This is a genomic window from Lentzea rhizosphaerae (assembly GCF_042649515.1).
GTDB lineage: Bacteria > Actinomycetota > Actinomycetes > Mycobacteriales > Pseudonocardiaceae > Lentzea > Lentzea aerocolonigenes.
Genome location: NZ_JBHRZI010000030.1, coordinates 68,301 through 88,635, shown reverse-complemented (window position 1 = coordinate 88,635; position 20,335 = coordinate 68,301). Strand labels below are relative to the sequence as shown.

At 68.5% G+C, this 20,335-nt stretch carries 12 protein-coding genes; 5 read left to right on the top strand and 7 right to left on the bottom strand.

The window, feature by feature from the left end:
• Positions 1-6 precede the first annotated feature (6 nt).
• From ctaD to ACFOWZ_RS34535, 5 genes are read right to left on the bottom strand one after another with little or no spacing between them, the layout of a single operon-like run.
• On the bottom strand, positions 7-1,770 hold the full coding sequence (gene ctaD / locus ACFOWZ_RS34555) for an aa3-type cytochrome oxidase subunit I (protein WP_382378151.1): 1,764 nt from the start codon (positions 1,768-1,770) through the stop codon (positions 7-9).
• A gap of 36 nt (positions 1,771-1,806) precedes the next feature.
• On the bottom strand, positions 1,807-3,132 hold the full coding sequence (locus tag ACFOWZ_RS34550; RefSeq protein ID WP_382378150.1) for an esterase/lipase family protein: 1,326 nt from the start codon (positions 3,130-3,132) through the stop codon (positions 1,807-1,809).
• On the bottom strand, positions 3,133-7,032 hold the full coding sequence (locus tag ACFOWZ_RS34545; RefSeq protein ID WP_382378149.1) for an AAA family ATPase: 3,900 nt from the start codon (positions 7,030-7,032) through the stop codon (positions 3,133-3,135).
• Between the two features lie 59 nt (positions 7,033-7,091).
• Positions 7,092-7,874, bottom strand: a complete 783-nt coding sequence (locus ACFOWZ_RS34540; RefSeq protein WP_382378148.1) for a slipin family protein — start codon at positions 7,872-7,874, stop codon at positions 7,092-7,094.
• A 49-nt stretch (positions 7,875-7,923) separates the two neighbouring features.
• A complete protein-coding gene (locus ACFOWZ_RS34535) occupies positions 7,924-12,186 on the bottom strand; it encodes a glycoside hydrolase family 2 TIM barrel-domain containing protein (protein WP_382378147.1) in 4,263 nt (1,420 codons plus the stop codon).
• Between the two features lie 134 nt (positions 12,187-12,320).
• Here ACFOWZ_RS34535 and mshC point away from each other — a divergent pair, with 134 nt between their 5' ends.
• The gene (mshC, locus tag ACFOWZ_RS34530; protein ID WP_382378146.1) at positions 12,321-13,559 is read left to right on the top strand and encodes a cysteine--1-D-myo-inosityl 2-amino-2-deoxy-alpha-D-glucopyranoside ligase; all 1,239 of its coding nucleotides are present in this window, start codon (positions 12,321-12,323) and stop codon (positions 13,557-13,559) included.
• 459 nt (positions 13,560-14,018) lie between these two features.
• Positions 14,019-14,594 carry an LOG family protein gene (locus ACFOWZ_RS34525; RefSeq protein WP_382378145.1) on the top strand — a complete coding sequence of 192 codons (576 nt, stop codon included), beginning with the start codon at positions 14,019-14,021 and terminating at the stop codon, positions 14,592-14,594.
• Between the two features lie 157 nt (positions 14,595-14,751).
• On the opposite strand, the gene ACFOWZ_RS34520 is transcribed toward ACFOWZ_RS34525, so the two are convergent.
• Positions 14,752-15,198, bottom strand: coding sequence for a hypothetical protein (locus tag ACFOWZ_RS34520; RefSeq protein WP_382378144.1), 447 nt, complete (start codon positions 15,196-15,198; stop codon positions 14,752-14,754).
• Positions 15,199-15,231: 33 nt separating this feature from the next.
• Here ACFOWZ_RS34520 and ACFOWZ_RS34515 point away from each other — a divergent pair, with 33 nt between their 5' ends.
• The 3 genes from ACFOWZ_RS34515 to ACFOWZ_RS34505 all read left to right on the top strand — a co-directional run bounded on the left by ACFOWZ_RS34515 (position 15,232) and on the right by ACFOWZ_RS34505 (position 18,272).
• Complete coding sequence (locus ACFOWZ_RS34515; protein ID WP_382378143.1) at positions 15,232-15,990, top strand: ATP-dependent Clp protease adaptor ClpS; 759 nt, start codon at positions 15,232-15,234, stop codon at positions 15,988-15,990.
• Positions 15,991-16,496: 506 nt separating this feature from the next.
• Entirely contained in the window at positions 16,497-16,721 is a 225-nt protein-coding gene (locus ACFOWZ_RS34510) for a hypothetical protein (protein ID WP_382378142.1), read from the top strand.
• 6 nt (positions 16,722-16,727) lie between these two features.
• Complete coding sequence (locus ACFOWZ_RS34505; protein WP_382378141.1) at positions 16,728-18,272, top strand: helix-turn-helix domain-containing protein; 1,545 nt, start codon at positions 16,728-16,730, stop codon at positions 18,270-18,272.
• Positions 18,273-18,484: 212 nt separating this feature from the next.
• Here ACFOWZ_RS34505 and ACFOWZ_RS34500 read toward each other — a convergent pair whose 3' ends face one another.
• Positions 18,485-20,281 (bottom strand): S8 family serine peptidase, encoded by a 1,797-nt coding sequence (locus ACFOWZ_RS34500; protein WP_382378140.1) that lies wholly within the window; start codon positions 20,279-20,281, stop codon positions 18,485-18,487.
• Between the last annotated feature and the right edge of the window lie 54 nt (positions 20,282-20,335).

The window sequence follows — 20,335 nt, the reverse complement described above, 5'->3', positions numbered from 1 at the left end:
AGCCGCCTAGTCGGTCTTCATGTCCCGATCCGTCGAGGCGAGCGCCTTCTCGGTCGCTTCGTCCTTGCCCACCCGGTGCTTTCCGGGACGTGTCAACGAGAAGTGCGACTCCTCGCGCATCCGCTCGACCATGTGCGGGTAGTGCAGCTCGAACGCCGGCCGCTCCGAGCGGATCCGCGGCAGCTCCTTGAAGTTGTGCCGCGGCGGCGGAGACGTCGTCGCCCACTCCAGCGAGTTGCCGTAGCCCCACGGGTCGTCCTGTGGGGCCGGGTCGCCGTAGCGGTACGACCTGAACACGTTCCACACGAACGGCAGCACAGACAGGCCGAGCACGAACGAGCTGATCGTCGAGATCATGTTCAGCGTGGTGAAGCCGTCGGAGGCGAGGTAGTCGGCGTAGCGGCGCGGCATGCCCTCGTTGCCCAGCCAGTGCTGCACCAGGAATGTGCCGTGGAAGCCGAAGAACGTCGTCCAGAAGTGCAGCTTGCCCAGCGGTTCGTTGAGCATCCGCCCGGTCATCTTCGGGAACCAGAAGTAGATGCCCGCGTAGGTCGCGAAGACGATCGTGCCGAACAGCACGTAGTGGAAGTGCGCCACCACGAAGTACGTGTCCGACACGTGGAAGTCGAGCGGCGGCGACGCCAGCAGCACGCCGGTCAGCCCGCCGAACAGGAACGTCACGAGGAACCCGACGCTGAACAGCATCGGCGACTCGAAGGTGAGCTGGCCGCGCCACATCGTGCCGGCCCAGTTGAAGAACTTGATGCCCGTGGGCACCGCGATCAGGAACGTCATCAGCGCGAAGAACGGCAGCAGAATCGCGCCGGTCGCGTACATGTGGTGCGCCCACACGGCCACGGACAGCATCGCGATCGCCAGCGTCGCGAACACCAGGCCCTTGTAGCCGAACAACGGTTTGCGGCTGAACACCGGCAGGACCTCGGTGATGATGCCGAAGAACGGCAACGCGACGATGTACACCTCGGGGTGGCCGAAGAACCAGAACAGGTGTTGCCACAGGATCACGCCGCCGTTGGCCGGGTCGAAGACGTGCGCGCCGAGGTGCCGGTCCGCAGCCAGGCCCATCAGCGCCGCGGTCAGGATCGGGAACACGATCAGGATCAGGACCGACGTCACCAGGATGTTCCAGGTGAAGATCGGCATCCGGAACATCGTCATGCCCGGCGCCCGCAGCGTGATGACCGTGGTCGTCATGTTGACCGCGCCGAGGATCGTGCCGAGACCGGAGACGGCCAGACCCATGATCCACATGTCGGCGCCGACGCCCGGCGAGTGCGCGGCGGAGGACAGCGGGGTGTAGGCGAACCAGCCGAAGTCGGGCGCGCCACCGGGCGTCACGAACGCGGCCATCACGATCAGGCCGCCGAACAGGTACAGCCAGTACGAGAAGGCGTTCAGGCGCGGGAACGCGACGTCCGGCGAGCCGATCTGCAACGGCAGGATGAAGTTCGCGAACCCGAACAGGATCGGTGTCGCGTACAGCAGCAGCATGATCGTGCCGTGCATGGTGAACAGCTGGTTGTACTGCTCGTTCGACAGGAACTGCATGCCCGGCCGCGCCAGCTCGCCGCGCATCAGCAGCGCCATCACACCGCCGGCCATGAAGAACGCGAACGACGTGGTCAGGTACATGATCCCGATCTGTTTGGGATCTGTGGTCTTGAACAGCGAGAGGAAGTACGACCCCTTCGGCCGGGCGCGCGCAGCCCCGGGATGAGGTACCACCGGCGTCGGCTTGATCGTGGTCATCTCGCCTCCTCGCGTACCGGAACATCGTCCTCCCGGTCAGGGCGAGGGGCAATCCATGACGAGCACCGCCGAGGTCACCGGGACCACCGGAGCACCCACCGAAATGCCGCTGACCTGCACGTAGTAGGCGCCAGGGGTCAATCCGTCGAATTTGATCGCCATGGTCTCGGAGATCGCCGGACTGCGTGATTCGACCTGTCTGCCGTTTTCGTCGAGCACCGCCACCTTGAGCGCACGCGGAGTGGTGTCCTTCAGCTCGACGGTGACGGCCAGGTCCTCCCCGGCCAGCACCAGGTCCGGCACGCTGACCTGCGGTTCCGTCGCTGTGACGTTCCTCGGGACGATCTCCTTCGAGGTCAGGAACGACTCGACGGCGTCCAGCACCGCCGCGTTGTCCTGCAACGACGTGTGCTGCTCCGTCACGCGGTGCAGCGTGTTCGACGACAACGCGAGCCCACGGCGTGCGGCCCCGACCATCGGCACGGTCGCGTCGCCGTACAGCTCGTCGCCCTCGTACGTGCGCAAGCAGGTCACCTTGCCGTCGGCGATGCGCGCGGTCGTCGCCGTGGGCTGCTTACCGCCGATGATCGCGTACGTGCGGTCGGCGAACGAGTCGCTCAACGAGCCGTGGAACGCCATCGCGTCCTCGACCATCTTCGTGTCGAGCTCGGGCAACGTGGTCTCGGTCGTCTTCACGAGTCCCGAAGCGCTCTCGATGCACGCGTACTCCGGCAGCAGCTGGTGCAGCGACGGCATCGAGCGCGCGAACTCGGTCAGGTCGATCGCCAACGGCCCGAGGCCCTTCCTCACGCCGTTGACCAGCTGCTCCAACGCCGCCGCCGCACCGCGGTACGGCGTGCCCATCGTGATCAGCTTGTCGGTGCGCTCGGCCATCCCGCACTGCTCGATGCACCACCGCGCCACCAGCCCGCCCATCGAGTGGCACACGAAGCTGACCTTGGCATTCGGTCCGAGCTTGTCCAGCGCCTCGTCGACGCGGCGGGCCAGCAGGGCGCCGTTGTACCTGTTGGACAGCCGCCAGTCGTACGCGAACAGCAGCAGGTTGCCCTTCTCGACGGTGTAGCCGAGGGAGTTCATCCGCCTGGTCACCCGGTCGTAGCCCTTCAACGGCGTCCAGATGCCGGGGATGACGTGCAGGTCCGCCATCAACGCCACGGGCTGGATGCCGTCACCGGGGTGCTCGTCGCCGATGCCGTCGGGGAGCTTGAGCCCGTGCAGGTGGCGGCCGAGCGTCAGCACGGCGCGCACCGCGGCCTTGGCCGAGACCTCCCAGACCATGCCGTCCTCGTCGCGCAACGTGCTGCCGAGAATGCCGGGCAGGACGACGACCAGATCGCTCATCTACGACTCCTCGGCCAGCTTGCGGATGAGGGACAGCAGTTCGGGGTTCGCGGGCACCAGGTACGTCAGCTCGTGGATCCACGCCAGACGCTGGTCGGCAGGAGGCAACGCCAGACGCCCGTCACCGGCCCGAGCGCGCGCTACCGCCTTGTAGAGCGCTGCCAACGCGTGTGGCTCCAACGCCGTCACGGCCTGGGTGAGCGCCTGCGGTGACGCGCTCGCGGCGAGTCCTCGCAGGACCTCGGCGACCAGTGAGGAATCGTCCTGAGCGTCCAGGACGAGATCGAGCACGTCGGTGTCCTCGTCTGCCAGCAGCAGCAACGCGTGCACGGGCCGGTTGTCCCGCACGTTCTTGAGGACTTCCTTGTCCAGAAGCTCCTCACGGCGCGTTGCGAGCAACTCGCGGCGGCGCGCGGTCGTGGCGTCCACGAACTCGTCCGCGAGGCTCGCGAGCAACCACGGCCGGTAGGCGTGCTCGACGCCCTGCGCCTGCGCGGTCGTGCGGCGGGACTGGATGACCTGCGCCTCCAGCAGGCTCGTGCCGTACAACGCCTCGGTGACGGCGACGTCCGCGTCCGTCGAGAGAAGTTCCGGGTGTTCGAGCAGGATCGCTCGCTCCTCGGCATACGAACGCGCGAACACCCACGCGCGTGCGGTCTTCAACAACACACGGTCGACCGTCAGCCAGTCCGGCGTCGTGTCCCACGGCCACGGCCGGCCGGAGTCGAAGTGGCGGCGCGCGATGTCGTGCACGTCGTGCAGCGCCTGGCGGGACTGCCCGACGTGGGTGAGCGCCTGGCACAGCCACTTCGCCGCCACCGGGTCACCCGCCGCCGTCGCCGCGGCCCGCAGCGTCAGCAGCGTCGCGTGGTGCGGCCCGGTGAACCGCTCCAGCACGTGGTCCCACGTCCTGTCGACGATCTCCGGCCGGCCCAGGCCCGCGCAGATCGTGTCGAGCGTGAACAGCGCCGCCGCGAGCGTCGACAGCCGGTGCTCGTGCTCGGGCAGCAGGCACACCTCGACGGTCCGCTGCCCGGTGACCAGGGCGTCCTCCAGCTTGCCCGCGTCGCGCTGGCGGCGCATCAGGTTGTGCAGCGCCTGGCCGTGGATCCGCAGGCCGTCGGCGAGGTCGGCGGCCTGCCTGGCGGTGTCGAGGGCCTCGCTCCTGCGGTTGACCATGCTGTACGCGACGCTCAGGCTCAGCGCCGCGTCCGCGAGCTGCGGCCCGAACGGGGCGTGCCTGCCGAGCGTGCCGCTGATCTCCGCGGCCTGCTGCGTGACCTGGTCGGCCTCGGCGAGCCTGCCCAGCGTCAGGTAGTCGCGGCTCAGCTCGACCTGCGCGGACACGAGGTCGGCGAGGAACACCGGGTTCGTCTGCGCGAGCTTGAAGTACTCGTCGACGGCCTGACGCGAGCGCTGCATGGCCTCGTAGCGCCGCCCGGTCTCGCAGCACCGCGCCGACAGGCACGTCAGCGCGCGGGCGAGCGGCGCACCGGTGCCGACCGCGGCCACGGCATCCTTGGCCGTCGACAACGCCTCGTGCCGGCGCCCGACCATCGCGTAGACCTCGCTCAGGTCGACCAGCGCGCCGCTGAGGTGCGACGCGTACGTCGGGTTGTCGCCGCCGTGCGAGGTCGTCTTGGCGATGCGTTGCGCGAGTCGTTTGTGCGTCAGGGTCTCCGCGGTCGTCGGCGTGGACGCGACCAGCTCGCGATAGCGGACCACGGCCTCTTCCGCCGGTGCCACCGCCTGCTGGAGCCGGCCTGCCTCGCGGAACCGCTGGCCGAGCCGGTTCAGCACGTGCGCGAGGTCCGCGAGGTACATCCGGATGTCCGGCACCAGCGCGCGGAAGTGCTCGGCGGCCTCCTCCAGCGGTGCGATCGCCTCGTCGCCGCGGCCCCAGTGCGTCAGCTCGCTCGCCGCCGTGGTCGCCGCGAGAGCGATGTCCGGCAAGAGCATCCTGTTCATCATCGCGAGCTCGCGCAGGCCGTCCAACGCCTGCGTGCCCGCGTGCCCGCAGTGCCGCCACGCGTACTTCCACAGGTAGCCCGGCACGTCCGGCGGCACGCCCGCGGTGATCCGCTGCCGGTACAGGCGGATCAACGCGCACGCCACCTTCTCCGCGCCCGGCGCGAACACCGCGTCCCTGCTCGGCGCGAACGGCGGCCGCAGGAGGTCCGCGAACGTCTGGTGCGTCAGCTTGAAGACCGCCGTGCCCTCCTCACCGTCCTGGACGACGTGACGGCCCAGTTCGGTGAGCACGGCCGTGATGTCGTCACGGCCGAACTCCTCGCCCGACAGCGCCTGCGCGACCGCGATCCACTCGGCCTCGGGGAACCCCGCGCCGTAGCTCCACGTCAGCGCGGTCAGCAACGGCCGTGCCGCGGGCACCTTGTCGAGCTCGTGGTCGAACGCGGCCCCCAGCGACGGCTCGAAGTCCGCCCCGCCGTCGGTGAGGAGCTGGTCGGTGATCATCCACGCGGCCAGGAACGGCATCCGCGCGATCTCCTCCACAGTGGACGGCGCGACGCGGGGACCCAGCCGTGCCACCGCGTAGTCGCGCACGCAGGAGGCGCTGTCGCTCTTGTCGAGGTTCAGCACCTCGACGGGCGAGAGCTCGGTCAGCAGCGGCGCACCGCCCGCGACCCGGTGCGCCTGCCGCGTGGAGACGATCACGACGGCGTGGTTCGCGAGCTTGGTCAGCAGCGAGGTGGCGATCGAGAACGACTCACCGCGTGCCTCGTCGAGGCCGTCGACCACGATCACCGGCGGCTCGGCGAGCGTGCTGACCACGCCGACCAGCTCGGCGGCGCCCCGGCGCGGCCCGTCGGGCGGCGGCACGAGGCCTGCGGCGACCAGCTGGCGGCTGATCAGGTCGGCGACCCGGTCGGCGTCCATCGCGCGGGCGTGCACGGCCGCCGCCACCGAGTCCTGGCCGGGGTCGGCGTGCTGGAACGGCGGCCCGGAGGTCAGCAGCAGATCCCGTTCCGCCTGGTTGGACAGGCTCACGACGCGGCCGACGATGGCCGACTTGCCGGTGCCGGGCGCGCCGGTCACCACGCGCAGGCCGGGCGTGGCGGACCGGATCCAGCCCACGACCTGGTCGACCTCGGCGGTGCGGCCGGTGAACCACGACCGGTTGTCCGGCGAGTCGCCACCACGCGCCGCGAGCAGAAGGTGCTTCACGACCGTGTGCGGTGCATAGAGCGGGTTCGGCAGCATCGGCCCAGGTGAGCCGTACTGCATGAAGCGCGGTCGTTGCACGTCGCTGTCCCACGCGTTCAGCAGCGCCGTGCCGATGATGCCGCCGTCGACCAGCGGTGTGCGGTCGCTCCAGCGCAGCACGTCCGCGTCCGCGATCGGCCCGGTGCGCAGGAGGTTGCGGAGCTTGCCGCCGAACAGGCCGTCGCGGGCCGTCTCGACGCCGGAGCACGACACCAGCACACCCGCCCAGTGCATCTGCCCGGCGAGCAGCTCCTCCTGCATGTTCGCGATCGTGCCCAGAGCGTCGTCCAGCTGCTGGCCCGAGTAGCACGCGTCGACGATCACCAGCACCTGGTGCGCGCCCGACGCCGCGCACCACAGGACGAAGTCCTCGATGGCGATGCCGTCGGCCTTGCCGCTGTTGTCCCTGGCCAGCAGCCTGAGCTTGCCCGTGACCGGGACGGCGTGACCGCTCCACAACGCGACCAGCGAGCCACCGTCCTGCGGGTCGTTGATCAACGTCTGCATGTGCGTGCGGATCTCGTTCTCGCACGGATCGACCAGTGGTTCGCCCTCGTAGCCCTTGAGCAGCGCACGGAGCTCCCGCACGTCGCTCACGGCGTGCTGCAGCGGCTGCACCCGCTCGTACGAGCCGATGCCGATGCCGACGAACCTGTTCCTGGCCCTCTCCTGCATGCGTCACTACCCCCTGTCCGGACGTCGTTCCGGGGGAGTGGGTGGTTACTGCGGTTAACTCACTCGGACGAATCACCCTTCGGTAGTTCGACGCTGGTGTTCTTCTCCAGGAACCTCAGCAGCTCCACCGGGAACGGCAGCACCAGCGTCGAGTTCTTCTCCGCCGCCACCTCGACGATGGTCTGCAGGAGCCGCAGCTGGAGCGCCGCGGGCGTCTGTTCCATCGTGCCCGCGGCCTCGGAGAGCTTCTTGGACGCCTGGAGCTCGCCGTCGGCGGTGATGATGCGGGCCCTGCGCTCGCGTTCGGCCTCCGCCTGCCGCGACATCGAGCGCTTCATGCTCTCCGGCAGCGCCACGTCCTTGATCTCGACGCGGTCGATGTCGATGCCCCACGCCAGCGCGGGCGTGTCGATCATCAGCTCCAGGCCCTGGTTGAGGTGCTCGCGGTTCGACAGCAGGTCGTCGAGCTCGCTCTTGCCGATGATGGACCGCAACGACGTCTGCGCCACCTGCAACATCGCGAACCGGTAGTCCTCGACGTTGATGACGGCCTTCGCCGGGTCGTGCACCTTGAAGTACACGACGGCGTCCACGCGCACGGTCACGTTGTCGCGCGTGATGCCGTCCTGCGCCGGCACGGGCAGGGTGACGATCTGCATGTTGACCTTCCGCAGCGTGTCCACGCCCGGAACGATCATCGTCAGCCCCGGCCCGCGCACGGCCTGCTGGAGCTTGCCGAACCGGAACACGAGTCCCTGTTCGAACTGTTTGATCACTCTGGCGCTCATCGCGATGCCGAGACCTCCGAGCGCGACCAGCCCGCCGAGGATTTCCACGATCATGAGACCCGCCCTTCACCGGCGAATGCCCTTGATCTGCAACGGTACGCCTTTAAGCGCAGGTCAACGTAGGCGTCGCCCAGTCAGCGTGGTCCCAGGCGTTGCCGTCACCTCCGTCCGTCACGCGGAACGTCAGCACCGTTGCTCCACTCGTGTCGACCGAGATGGGCAGCGCTGCGCTCTGCCCGGTCAGCACGGGGCTCTGGTAGACCGGCTGGTCGTCCTTCAGGACCTCGAACCGGACGCTGCCGCTGCCGTTCGTCTCGTCGTCCACGCCCAGGGTCGCGGTGAGCCGGCTGCACTTCCCGCCGGTGTAGACCTGGAACTCCGACTCGGCGTGCGCGCCGACGCCCCGATCGAACTTCGCACCCCGGATGCTGATCGGGTTGCCGTCACCGCCGGAGTTCTCACCGTTGCTGCGGTCGCGTTCGATCGGGCCCCAGCCGTTGCGTTCGGCGAGGAACTCCAGCGAGGACACCGGCGCCTCACCCTGCGGTGCACGGGGCGTGGCGGTGAAGTCCCTGTTCAGGGTCGTCGTCGCCTTCCCCGTGGTGACCTCGGCGAACACCGGGCGGGTGCCGGTCTCCCCACCGTCACGCTTGACCGTCACCTTCGCGGAACCCGCCGTCACGTCGACGGTGTCCGGGGTGACCGACCAGCTCTCCGGAGCCGTCAGCCTGGCCGTCGTGGTGCCGGGACACGGCTTCGTGACCACCAGTTCGGCCTCCACCTGCTCGCCCGGTTCGAGAGCGGTGTCGGTGGCCCTCAGCTCGACGGTGGGCGCGCAGTCCACTCGTTGGCCGAGTTTGCCCGTGGCGGCTTCCACGGGCGTGAGCGGGCGCAGCAGCACGGAGTACGCGTACTCGTTGCCCGCCTCCACCTGGTACTGAGGCAACGGCTCGTGGAACGTCTCGCTGACCCCCGTGACGCGATGCGCCGCGTGCAGGGTCGTCCAGCCGTCGTTCTTCTTCAGCGCGAACGGGTACGCCGCCCGGTCCAGGTCGTCGTACCGTGAGACCCGCACGTCGAGGTCACCCGCGACGAGCAGGCCCGCGCGGCCGTCGGACAGCGTCGCCCAGCGCGTGTCCGCGTGGTTGCCGAAGTCCTGCGGCTTGTAGTAGTCGTTGAACTCGCGGTCCACAGTGGACTGGTAGACGCCGACCGGGTTGCCGGACTTGCGGTCGTCGTAGTTCTCGCCCGGACCACGGCCGTACCAGGTGAACTTCTGGTAGTCCGAGGGAACCTTGAGCGTGAAACCGATGCCGGGCAGGTAGCTCAGGTCGCGCATCCTGTCCTTCGCGGCGACCCGGTGGCCGACGTGGATCTCGCCGTCACCGGTGATCCGGTAGGTGAAGGTCTGGCCGAACGACGCCGTGGCCACGGCCTGGGCGGTGGACCTGGCCGTGATGACGGTGTCCTTGCCGCTCCGCGTGACCGTGACGCTCGACGGCGTGGTCCTGAGCCGGTCGAGACCGTTGCGGTACCACGAGTTGTCCTCGCTCATGAACTCGTTGGACAGCGGCGCCCGCCACGCGTCCAGCTCCGGACCCGCCTCGAGCAGCTCGGTGCCGTGCACCCGCATCGACGTGAGCGTGCCGGAGCGCTTGCTGACGACGTAACGGAAGTCCTTGCCGGACACCACGACCTCGTCGTCGTTCTGCGTGGTGGTGAGCTCACCTGCCGGGCCGGGCGTGTGCAGTCCGGCGATCTGCGTGCCGCCGAGCGGGAACTGTGCGATGCCGACGTCGTCGCCCTGCCGGTCGGTCGCCCGGACGGTCAGCCACCGGTCGGTGTCGGCGGTGAAGTCCGGCAACGTGATCGTGCCCGGCTGGAGCCTGCCGCGGTGCTGGGCGATCGTGCGGCCGTTGTCCTGCACCTGCCAGCGCAGTTCGAGGTCGTCGGTGCCGGTGAACTGACGTTCGCTCACGACCGTGAGTTTGTTGTCGTCGTAGGAGAACCTGATGGGGGAGTGGACCGCCATCAGCTCGGTGGTCTCCGGCTGCGGCCTGCGGTCCGCCCACACCACGCCGTCGACACCACCGGTGCCCGCGCCGTAGGACTCCTTGCGGCCCTTGTCCTCCAGCTTCTCGAAGTCGAGCGCCAGCGCCGCGGTCTTCTTCGGGTCCTGGGCGAGTTCGGCGTCGGTCAGCGCCCGGTGGTAGATCCGGACCTGGTCGACGCTGCCGTGCGCCATGCGGGTCTGCACGTTCTCCTGCATGGTCTCGGCGTTGCGACCGATGTTGACCGGCCAGTGCGACCAGTCGATCGTGCCGGTGTAGTTCGTCGCCGCGACCTCACGGCCGTCGATCAGCAGCCGGAGCTTCGTGCCGTCGAACGTGCCGGTGACGCGGTGCCAGTTGCCGTAGAAGTCGGCGGGAACCTGCGCTTCGGCCGTGCGCCACGTACCGCTGTGGATGAAGAACTGCAGCGTGTTCTGGTTCGCCATCTTCAGCGCGTACTGGTGGTCGCCCTTGGAGATGACTGTGAAGTCACCGGTCCACGTGTCCGGCTTGATCCACGCGTCGAGGGTGAGTCCGTTGCTCACCTCGTCGAGCTTGCGGTCGCGGTAGACCTCCACGAAGTCGTCGAGTCCGCTGAGCTTCAAGGCTTTCCCGTGTGGCCCGTCCACCTGGGACGGTTTGCCGGAGAGCCAGCTCATGATGCCGCCGGCGTCGTCGGGGGTGGTGAACAACGGCAGGGCGATGTTCTGCTCGGCCCAGTCCCAGATGAAGCCGCCCTGCACCTGCGGGTAGGCGCGCACGACGTCCCAGAACTCCTTGAAGTTGCCGAGGCTGTTGCCCATCGCGTGCGCGTACTCGCCCATGATGATCGGCTTGGTGGTGGTCTTCGCCTTGGCTTCGAGGCTCGCGGGCGAGGGGTAGCGCGGGCCGGAGACGTCGGCGAACGGCGCGTCGCCGTCGGGGACGTTCGGCTGGTGGTACAGCGGGCGGGTGTCGTTCTTCCGCGCGTGCTCGGCCATCGTGTAGTGCGCCTTGCCGAGACCGGCCTCGTTGCCGGTGTCCCACATGATCACGCTCGGGTGGTTCTTGTCGCGCTGCATCATGGCGGCGAACCGGTCCTGGAACGCGTCCTGCCACTCCGGCCGTTCAGCGAGGCAGTTGGACGGGCAGCCGTCGTGGTGGTGGGTCTCGATGTCCACCTCGTCGGCGATCATCAGGCCGTTGCGGTCGGCCAGCTCGTAGAAGTACGGGTCGCTCGGGTAGTGCGAGGTGCGGACCGCGTTGATGTTGAACCGCTTCATCAGCTGGACGTCTTTTTCCTGCTCGGCGCGGGTGACGTGCCGGCTGCCGCGCACGCTCGTCTCCGCCCGGTTGGTCCCGCGGAACAGGACGCGCTTGCCGTTGATCTTCAGCTGCGTGTCGGCGATCTCGATCTCGCGGAAGCCGACGGGCTGCCGGCCGGTCTGGATCACGCGGCCGTCCTTGATCAGCTCGACTCGCAGCTCGTGGACGTTCGGGGTCTCGTCGGTCCACTTCAGCGGGTTCGCGACCTTGCCGTTCGTGATGGGAACCTCACGGCCCCGCGGGTCGAACAACCTGGTCCGGACGGTGTGGCCGGCGGCAGGCCCGCCGATCTTGACGTCCGCGCTGATCGTGGCGTCGCGGTACTCGGCGTCCAGGTCGGTCCTGATGGTGACGTCGCTGAGGTAGGTCCTGGGCGTCGAGTAGAGCCAGACCTCGCGGAAGATGCCGGAGAACCGCCACTGGTCGTAGTCCTCGAGGTGGGAGCCGGAGCCCCAGCGGTGGACCTGGACCTTCAGGGTGTTGCGGCCGGGCTTGAGCTTGCTGGTGAGGTCGAACTCGGCGGGCGTGTAGCCGCCCTGGTCGTAGCCGACGTACGTGCCGTTGAGCCAGACGAAGTAGCCGCTGGTCACGCCCTCGAACCGGACGAGCGTGCGGTCCCAGTTCCGCGGCACGTCGAACGTCTTCTCGTAGACGCCGGTGGGGTTGACGTCGTGCGGGATCTTGGGAGGGTCGTCCGGGTACATCTCGGTGGGGATGTTGCGGAACATCGGGTGGTCGAGGAAGTCCGTCTGCCACGTGTGCGGCACCTGGACCGTGCGCCAGCCCTCGGCGGTGTCTCTGACATCCTCGGGCCTGTCGAACATCCGGATGCGCCACTCGCCGTTGAGGCTCAGGCGCCGTTCGGGCTTGAGATCGGGGTGCGGAGGCTCCTGGTTCTCGCCCGTCATGCGCGGGTTCTCCAGGTACGCCAACGCGTCCAGCGGCTCGGCTTGTGCGGTTGCGGGGGACAGTGAGAGCGCTACCACCGTGGCTACGACGACACGAAGCATGCCCTTGGACGCTAGGGACGCGATGACAACGTCGTCAACGAATGTCCGATCTTTCTGTCCTGGTCGGTCCGGGGTGGTCGTCCCAACAGCCGGAAAGTGCACTCCACTCGGCGGCACGCGTTAGTGTCGGAAGCATGCAGACCTGGTCATCGATTCCTGTGCCGCGGGTTCCGGGGGACCCCCGCCCGCTGCGGCTGTTCGACACGGCTACGGGCGAGGTGCGCCCGACGGCTCCAGGAGACACCGCCAGGTTGTACGTGTGCGGCATCACGCCGTACGACGCGACGCACCTCGGCCACGCCGCCACCTACCTGACGTTCGACCTCGTGCAGCGCGTGTGGCTCGACAACGGCCACAACGTGCACTACGTCCAGAACGTCACCGACGTCGACGACCCGCTGCTGGAGCGCGCCGAGCGCGACCAGGACGACTGGGTCGTGCTCGCCATGCGCGAGACCGCGTTGTTCCGCGAGGACATGGAGGCCCTGCGCGTCCTGCCGCCCCAGGACTTCGTCGGCATCGTCGAGGCGATCCCGGAGATCGTCGAGGTGGTCGCCAAGCTGGTGGCCGACGGCCACGCCTACCGCGTGGACGACTCCGAGTACCCGGACATCTACTACTCGCACGACGCCACGGGCCGTTTCGGCTACGAGTCGAACTACTCGCAGGAGAAGATGCTGGAGCTCTTCGCCGAACGCGGCGGCGACCCCGACCGCCCCGGCAAGCGCCACCCGCTGGACGCCCTGCTGTGGCGGATGAAGCGTCCCGGTGAGCCGTCGTGGCCGTCCGAGCTCGGCGAGGGCCGCCCCGGCTGGCACATCGAGTGCAGCGCCATCGCCCACAACCGCCTCGGCATGGGCTTCGACGTCCAGGGCGGCGGCTCCGACCTGATCTACCCGCACCACGAGTACTCGGCCGCGCACGCCGAGGCCCAGACCGGCCAGCACCCGTTCGCCCGCCACTACGTGCACGCGGGCATGATCGGCCTCGACGGCGAGAAGATGTCGAAGTCGCGCGGCAACCTGGTCTTCGTCTCGAAGCTGCGGGCCCAGAAGGTCGACCCGAACGCCGTCCGCCTCGCGCTGCTCGCGGGCCACTACCGCGAGGACCGCCCGTGGACCCAGGCCCTGCTGGACGAGGCGCTGGTCCGCCTGGACAAGTGGCGCCGGGCCGCGGACCTGTCGTCCGGTCCGTCCGCTGTGGACACCGTGACACGGCTGCGTGACCACCTGGGCAACGACCTGGACACCCCGCGCGCGTTGGCAGCCATCGACGCGTGGGCCGACGAGGCGCTGTCGCACGGCGGTTCGGACACGCACGGGCCGTCGCAGATCCGTACGGCGGTGGACGCGCTTCTGGGCGTGGACCTCTAACGGTCAGCTGGCGCGCGCTGTCCCGCAGCGCGCGCCTGCATCCGATCAGTCGTGGTTCCAGCCGAACAGCGTGGTGAAGACCTGGTTCGGGGTCGAGGCCTGTTCTGATGCACCAGTGCAGCACGGCCTCCGGCCCGTTGACCGACGCGACGAACGATCGCTGCCCCTGGTGCTGCCACGCCTTCGCGATCTCGTCGAGCAAGGTTCGCCGACTGCCGCGGGCGGTTCCCGTTCCGGCTCACGGCCACCGTGCTGCCCCTCGTCGACGAACGCGCGCACCTCAACCGGCTGCGCACGCGGGCCGCGCGGATGATCGCCGACGGCACACTTTCACCTCGCTTCGGCGGGATTTCACTGGCCGCCAGTGACCTTCAGAAATCGTTCAGCATCACGGCGGAATTAGTGGAGGATGTCCGTTTCTTCCCTGTTGCCCGCGCGATTCGGTTATATGGTGACCCCATGCGAATTTGTGTCTTCTGCGGTTCGTCGGCAGGGCGGGTGCGGCACGTGCGGGCCGCGACCGAGGCGGGCCGGCTGCTCGCGCGGCGTGGGATCGAGGTCGTCTACGGCGGCGGTCGGGTCGGCACGATGGGTGCCGTGGCCGACGGTGCGCTGAACGCCGGAGGATCGGTCATCGGGGTGATCCCGCACCACGTGGTCGAGTGGGAGATCGCGCACGACGGCCTCACGGAACTGCACGTCGTCGACACCATGCACCAGCGGAAAGCGCTGATGGCGGACCTGTCGGACGCCTTCGTCGCGCTGCCGGGCGGTGCGGGCACCCTGGACGAGCTGTTCGAGATCTGGACGTGGGCGCAGCTCGAGCTGCACGCCAAGCCGATCGGCCTGCTCAACGTCGACGGCTACTACGGCCACCTGATCGCGATGATCGACCACATGGTGTCCGAGGGGTTCCTGAAGCCGGCGTACCGCGAGATGGTGTTGGTGGACGACGACCTCGAACGGTTGCTCGACCGTTTCGCCGATTACGTGCCGCCCGTTTATCGGTGGGCAGACGACGCGCCCATCGAGTAGTGATCACCAGTAAAAGGAATTGCAAGGATCTTCAACGTGACGGCAGTCGAATCGCAATGCAAATGGAAAGCGATTCGTTCTCAGTGAGGAATGGGCCAACCGTGCGCGGCATCTCGGGGTTCGCCGCCAAACCGCCCTTCCGTCTCGGGGTCCTCGTTCAGGCCTCGAACCACTCGCGACGGTGCTCGAACCACTCCTCGACGTCGTCCTCGTCGAGGTGCTGGCGCAGCAGGAGCTCCAGGACGTCGTCCCGGTCGGGGTGGTCGCTCGCGCGCACGTGGTCGAGGGTGGCCTGGACGCCCGCCGCGAACAGGTGCTCCACGTCGTAGGCGCAGCCGGCGTCGAAGTTGGCGCGCTTGATCGCGTGGTGCCGCCAGACGTCCTCGACCTGCCGGTGCTCGGCCAGCAGGAATCCGGCGAGCGCGGCCTGCTCCCCCAGGCCCTGGGAGTTCGCGCGGCACAACGCTTCCTGCTCGACCAGGAACCGCAGCAGCGGCAGGTCGTCGCGCGTGCGTTCGTCGTGGAGCACCTCACCGCGGGCCGCCTCGTTCGCGTCCTCGCCGTCCTGTGCGCGCTCGTACCGCAACCGTTGCCAAGCCTTCATCTGTCCATTGTGGCCGTGACTCATACTCTGCCGGTGAATTCTGGGGAGAGATGGGGCGTCGTCGTGCACAACGACGACCACACCCCGTTCGCCGTCGTCCACCACCTGCTGCGCACGGCTTGCGGCCTCGACACGGACGATGCGCTCGGCATGACGACGTTGATCCACCAGAGCGGTAGCGCGTGCATCGGCAGCTACGACCGCGCAACGGCGGAGTCCGTCGTGCTGCGGCTCGTGCGCACAGGGGTGCGCGCCACGCTGCGAAAGGACGTGCTCGAGAACGCGGAGATCTTCTCCGCACAACGGGTCGACGGTGGCGTGCGGGTGAAGGTCGCCGAGCAGTTCGCGCGCGGCTGGGAGCCGGCGTTCCAGACGCTGGAGACCCTCTACCGTCGCAACTCCTACGTGTACGGGCTCCGCTTCCCGCGGCCGATCAGGATGCGGCGGGCGGTACTGCGCAAGATGTTCCCGGACGTCTCCGCGTCGCGATGGCAGTCGGCGTTGTTCCGCCGGCGGCATCGGAAGACGCTCGCCGACCGTGCGCTCGTCGACCGCGTGTGGGAGCAGTGGATCAACGCCGACCCTCTCACGCTGACGCTGGACGAGGCAGAGGACTGGCTCGTGGTGATCGGGCAGATCCGTGCTCTGCACCTGCTGGCCCGCAAGGCGACACCGATGCACTTCCAGGCGCTCGGCCACATCCAGTACCAGCTGGTGCTGGCCATCGACCCGGAGGCACAGCCCCGGCAGGAGGACCAGTCGGCTGTCACCGAGCCACTCCCGGCGAAATAATTCCTCCACGCCCGGAATCACGTGCGTGACGTGCGGGGTGCCCGTTCTTCCCGGACACCCCGTCAAACACGTCGGCAGTTCCCACAAGCGGCAGCAAGGGGCCTGCCTCACCGAACTCGTCTGGACCGCAGCGAGCATCGGGTGCCTTCTCCCGAGAAGGCCTCTCAATATTGCCTGGAAGCAGCTCCTGAATTCAGGAACTAAGCTGGCCAACAGCTCGACAGATCAAGGTCACGGCGGAGTTGCTCCTGACCTGGGCGGTTGTCACACATCTGGTGGGCATCGCCATCGCGTGGACGACGAGGTGAAGATCTCGCACCCCACATGGGTTCTGGACTGAAGATGAAGGCCATCTCTGTCCAGTTCTTCGGCGCACAGCCCGAATGCCTTGACCCGCGCTCTCGCCAACCGCTAACTAACCCGGACAGCAGAACACTCCATCACGGGAACGGCAGCTCCCGAGGCCCGTTCTGCAGATTCGTCCGGACCGCAACCAGAGAGCCAAAATGGTGAACCCCATCCTCCTCGCGGCGCATGCGTCGTTGCAATCCGCGCTTTTACGGGTACGTGCTCTGGCCACACCGCCGACCGGCGATCCACTGCCGGCGACCGGCCGCGAGGCCGAGCTGCGCATCCTGCTGGCCTTCCTGCTGCTCGGCGCGGTCGTCGCGGTGGCGACCGTGTTCCTGCCGACAGGCCTGGTTCCGCCGCGGAAGGGGAGGGTGGACTGAGCGATCATGGCCAAGAAACGGCTCAAGCCGATCGTAGACGCCGGCAGTCCCGCCGCGGTCGTGGCGAGCTACCTGCGCGCGGTCCACGCGGACGTCGACCTGACCCTGGTCCAGCTCGCGTCCCGCACCCGCTACTCCCAGGCCGCGTTGTCCGAGGCGCTGAGCGGCCGGAGGATGCCGTCCCTGGGTCTGATCGAGGCGTTCATGCGCGAATGCGGCCGCGGCGACGCGGTGGTGGAAGCCCGGCACGTGTGGAGGAGGGAGACGGCCCGGAGCAGGGGATCCACCAGGCGGGCGCAGCCCAACGACGTGAACACGTGGCAGGACCTGCATCGCGAGCTCGTCCTTCTGACGCATCAGGCAGGGCTCTTCACGCCGAAGGCCCTCTGCGACGCCGCCGAGGCGGCCGGCCACTCGATTCCGCCGACGTCGGCACATCGGTGGCTGACGGAGCCGAAGCCGCTGCGTTCGGACAGCCTGCACGCGATTCTCAACGCCTGCGACGTGCAGATGCGAGACCGGGAACGGTGGGTGAGGGCGCATGATCGTGCCGCCGGCTCGAAGGGGTTCTCCCCGCAGCCGTCGACCGGCCCGCCCGTGGCGATGTCGGGGCCTGACGCGCTGTTCGACGACCTGCGCAGGCTGAGCAAGGGGCGTGGTGTGCACGATCCGGACGTCGGCGACCGCGTCGGTCCCGCGCTGCGCCAGGTCTGCGACCTCACCGCCCTGGACGGCCCCGAGACCGTTCGCCAGAAGGTCAGCGACTGGGTGCACGGCACGACCGAGCTGCTGCCGCACCACCTGCGCCTCACGGTCACGACGCCGCTGGGACTCAACCCGGACGCGCAGTTCCGTTTCCTGCACCAGCGAGTCAGCTGGCTGGCGGCGAAACAGCAACGCAGCCCCGGAACGTGCAGGCGCCGGATCGGCGAGGCGATGAGAAGACTGGTCGAAGTCGCGTTGACTCCGGGACAGACCACCACACCGGTCTCACGGGAACACACCTGGCACGTCCGGGAGTTCGAGGCGATTCTCAACCTCCACGGCGACACTCCGCGCTGCACCGAAAGCCGGACGATCGTCGCGGACCGCGACGGCATCGACCGCGTCACGTGGTCGCTCACCCTGCCGGAGCACGAAGACGGCTCACCGCCTGACATGGAGGTGGAGGTGCTGCACGGGGCCTTGGAGCTCTCGCGGGAACGTCCGTCACCACGCCGGATCCTGCTCGTGCTGGGACTGCCCAGGAAGCTGAAGGCGGGTGAGGTGCACGACTTCGCGCTCCAGGTCACCCTCCCTCCGGGTCGGCGGATGAGTCCGCGGTACGTGTACTGGCCGGAGCGGCGGTGCGAGAAGTTCCAGCTCATCGCGAGGTTCGGGGAGCAGGCCGTCCCGTCCGCGGTGTGGAAGGTCGACCACGTGTTCCACCGCGACGCCGACGAGATCGACATCGAACGCGACCACCTGCCGGTGAACGGCGTCGGCGAGGTCCAGGTGGCGTTCGCCGATCTGCTCGCCGGTCACGGTTACGGCCTCCGCTGGGAGACTTGATCCTTCGTCGCGGGGCGTCGAGCCCGCGCCCCGCAACAAAAGCGCTCTAGATCTCCACGTCCAGAAGCGTCGTGCGCCAACGCCTCTCCGGCCCAGGTGGTCACGCAGCCGCGCGCACCTCGACGATGGTCTCGAGGAGTGGTTCGAGGCCTGAACGAGGAACCGCCCCCGAGGCGGAAGCACCGGGGGCGGTTCGTTCAGCGGAGAAACGATCAGACGTCGAGCGTCCAGCTGTTCAACGTGCCGCTGTCCAGGAACGCCGCGTCGCGCACGCGCAGCGTCCAGGTGCCGTTGGCAACCTCACCCGACAGGTCGCGGGTGTAGGTCTCGTTGATGTTGTCGGTCGAGCCGCCGGACCGGTTGTGCAGGTTGTAGACCGAGCCGTCGGGCGCGACCAGGTCCACCACGAGGTCGCCCTTGTAGGTGTGCGTGATCGAGACCTTGATCGACGACGTGGCCGACGCGTTGCCCGCGCAGCCCGAAATGGCGATCGTGCTGGTCACGGTCGAGAGGTCGCCGACGGTGACCGGGGTGGAGTTGGTCTTGGCGTCACAGCCGCCACCAACGGGGTTGACCGTCCACGTGAAGGTCGCGGAACCGGTCTTGCCCGCCGAGTCGGTCACCGTGGCGGTCACCGTGGAGGTGCCGGCCGTGGTCGGCGTGCCGGAGATCGCGCCGGAGGCGGACGCCGACAGACCGGCCGGGAGACCGGAGACGGACCAGGTGTACGGCGAGGTGCCGCCGGACGCCGCGAGCTGCAGCGAGACCGCCGTGCCGACCGTGGAGGTCTGGTTGCCGGGGTTCGTCACCGACGGGTTGCCCGGCTGCCCGCCACCGAAGAGGGTGTAGAGCAGCTTGTTCGGGGAACCGGTGCCGGGGCTCGTGATCTTGTTGGGGGTCGACGCGCCGTTCAGGCCCGCCCAGACCGCGGCCGGGTTGTCACTCGGGTGCGTGGCGAGCCACAGCGCCGCGGCGCCCGCGACGTGCGGGGTCGCCATCGACGTGCCGGAGATGTTGTTCGTCGCGGTGTCGTTGGTGTTCCACGCCGACACGATGTTCTGGCCCGGCGCGAAGATGTCCGTGCAGGTGCCGTAGTTGGAGAACGAGGCACGCGCGTCGGTGTTGGTCGACGCGTTGACCGTGATCGCCTCAGCGACACGGGCGGGCGACGTCGAGCACGCATCGGTGTTCGAGTTGCCGGACGCGACCGCGTAGGTCACGCCGGACGCGATGGAGTTCTGGACCGCCGTGTCCAGGGCAGCGGCAGCGCCACCGCCGAGGGACATGTTGGCGACCGCGGGCTTCACCGCGTTCTGGGTCACCCAGTTGACGCCGTCGACGACGCCCTGGATGGTGCCGGAACCCTGGCAGTTCAGCACCTTCACCGCGACGACCTTCGCGGCCTTCGCGAGACCGTACTCCGCGCCCGCGACCGTGCCCGCCACGTGTGTGCCGTGGCCGTTGCAGTCGCTGTTGTTGCCGTCACCGGAGGTGTTGGTGCCCCAGGTGGCGCGGCCGCCGAACGTCGCGTGCGTGGTGCGCACACCGGTGTCGATGATGTACGCCGTCACGTTCGACGCGGTCGTGTCGTACTGGTAGCTGTTGCTCAGCGGCAGGTCCCGCTGGTCGACGCGGTCCAGACCCCACGACGGCGGGTTCTGCTGGACGTCGAACATCCTGACCTCGGCGTCCTGCTCGACGAACGCGACCTTCGGGTCCGCGGCGAGACGCTGCGCCTGCTTGGCCGTCATCTTCACCGAGAAGCCGTTGAGCGCGTGCTGCCAGACCTTGCCGACCTGGCCGCCGTACTTGCCCGCCAGTTCCGGTGCGGCGGCCCTCGACGCCGTGCCGGCCCTGAGCGAGACGATGTAACTGTCCTTCACGACCCCGGCGCGGTCGGCGCCGAGAATCGTCCCCAGATTTTCTTGAGCAGATGCGGCGGGTGCCACAGCGGCGGCCAGCGATAAGGCAGCGGCGGCGGCGAGTCCCGTACCCAAGACTCTTCGCATAGCAGGGTTCTCCCTCGTGCAGGGAACAGGGTGATCTGCACGCTAGACCTAAAC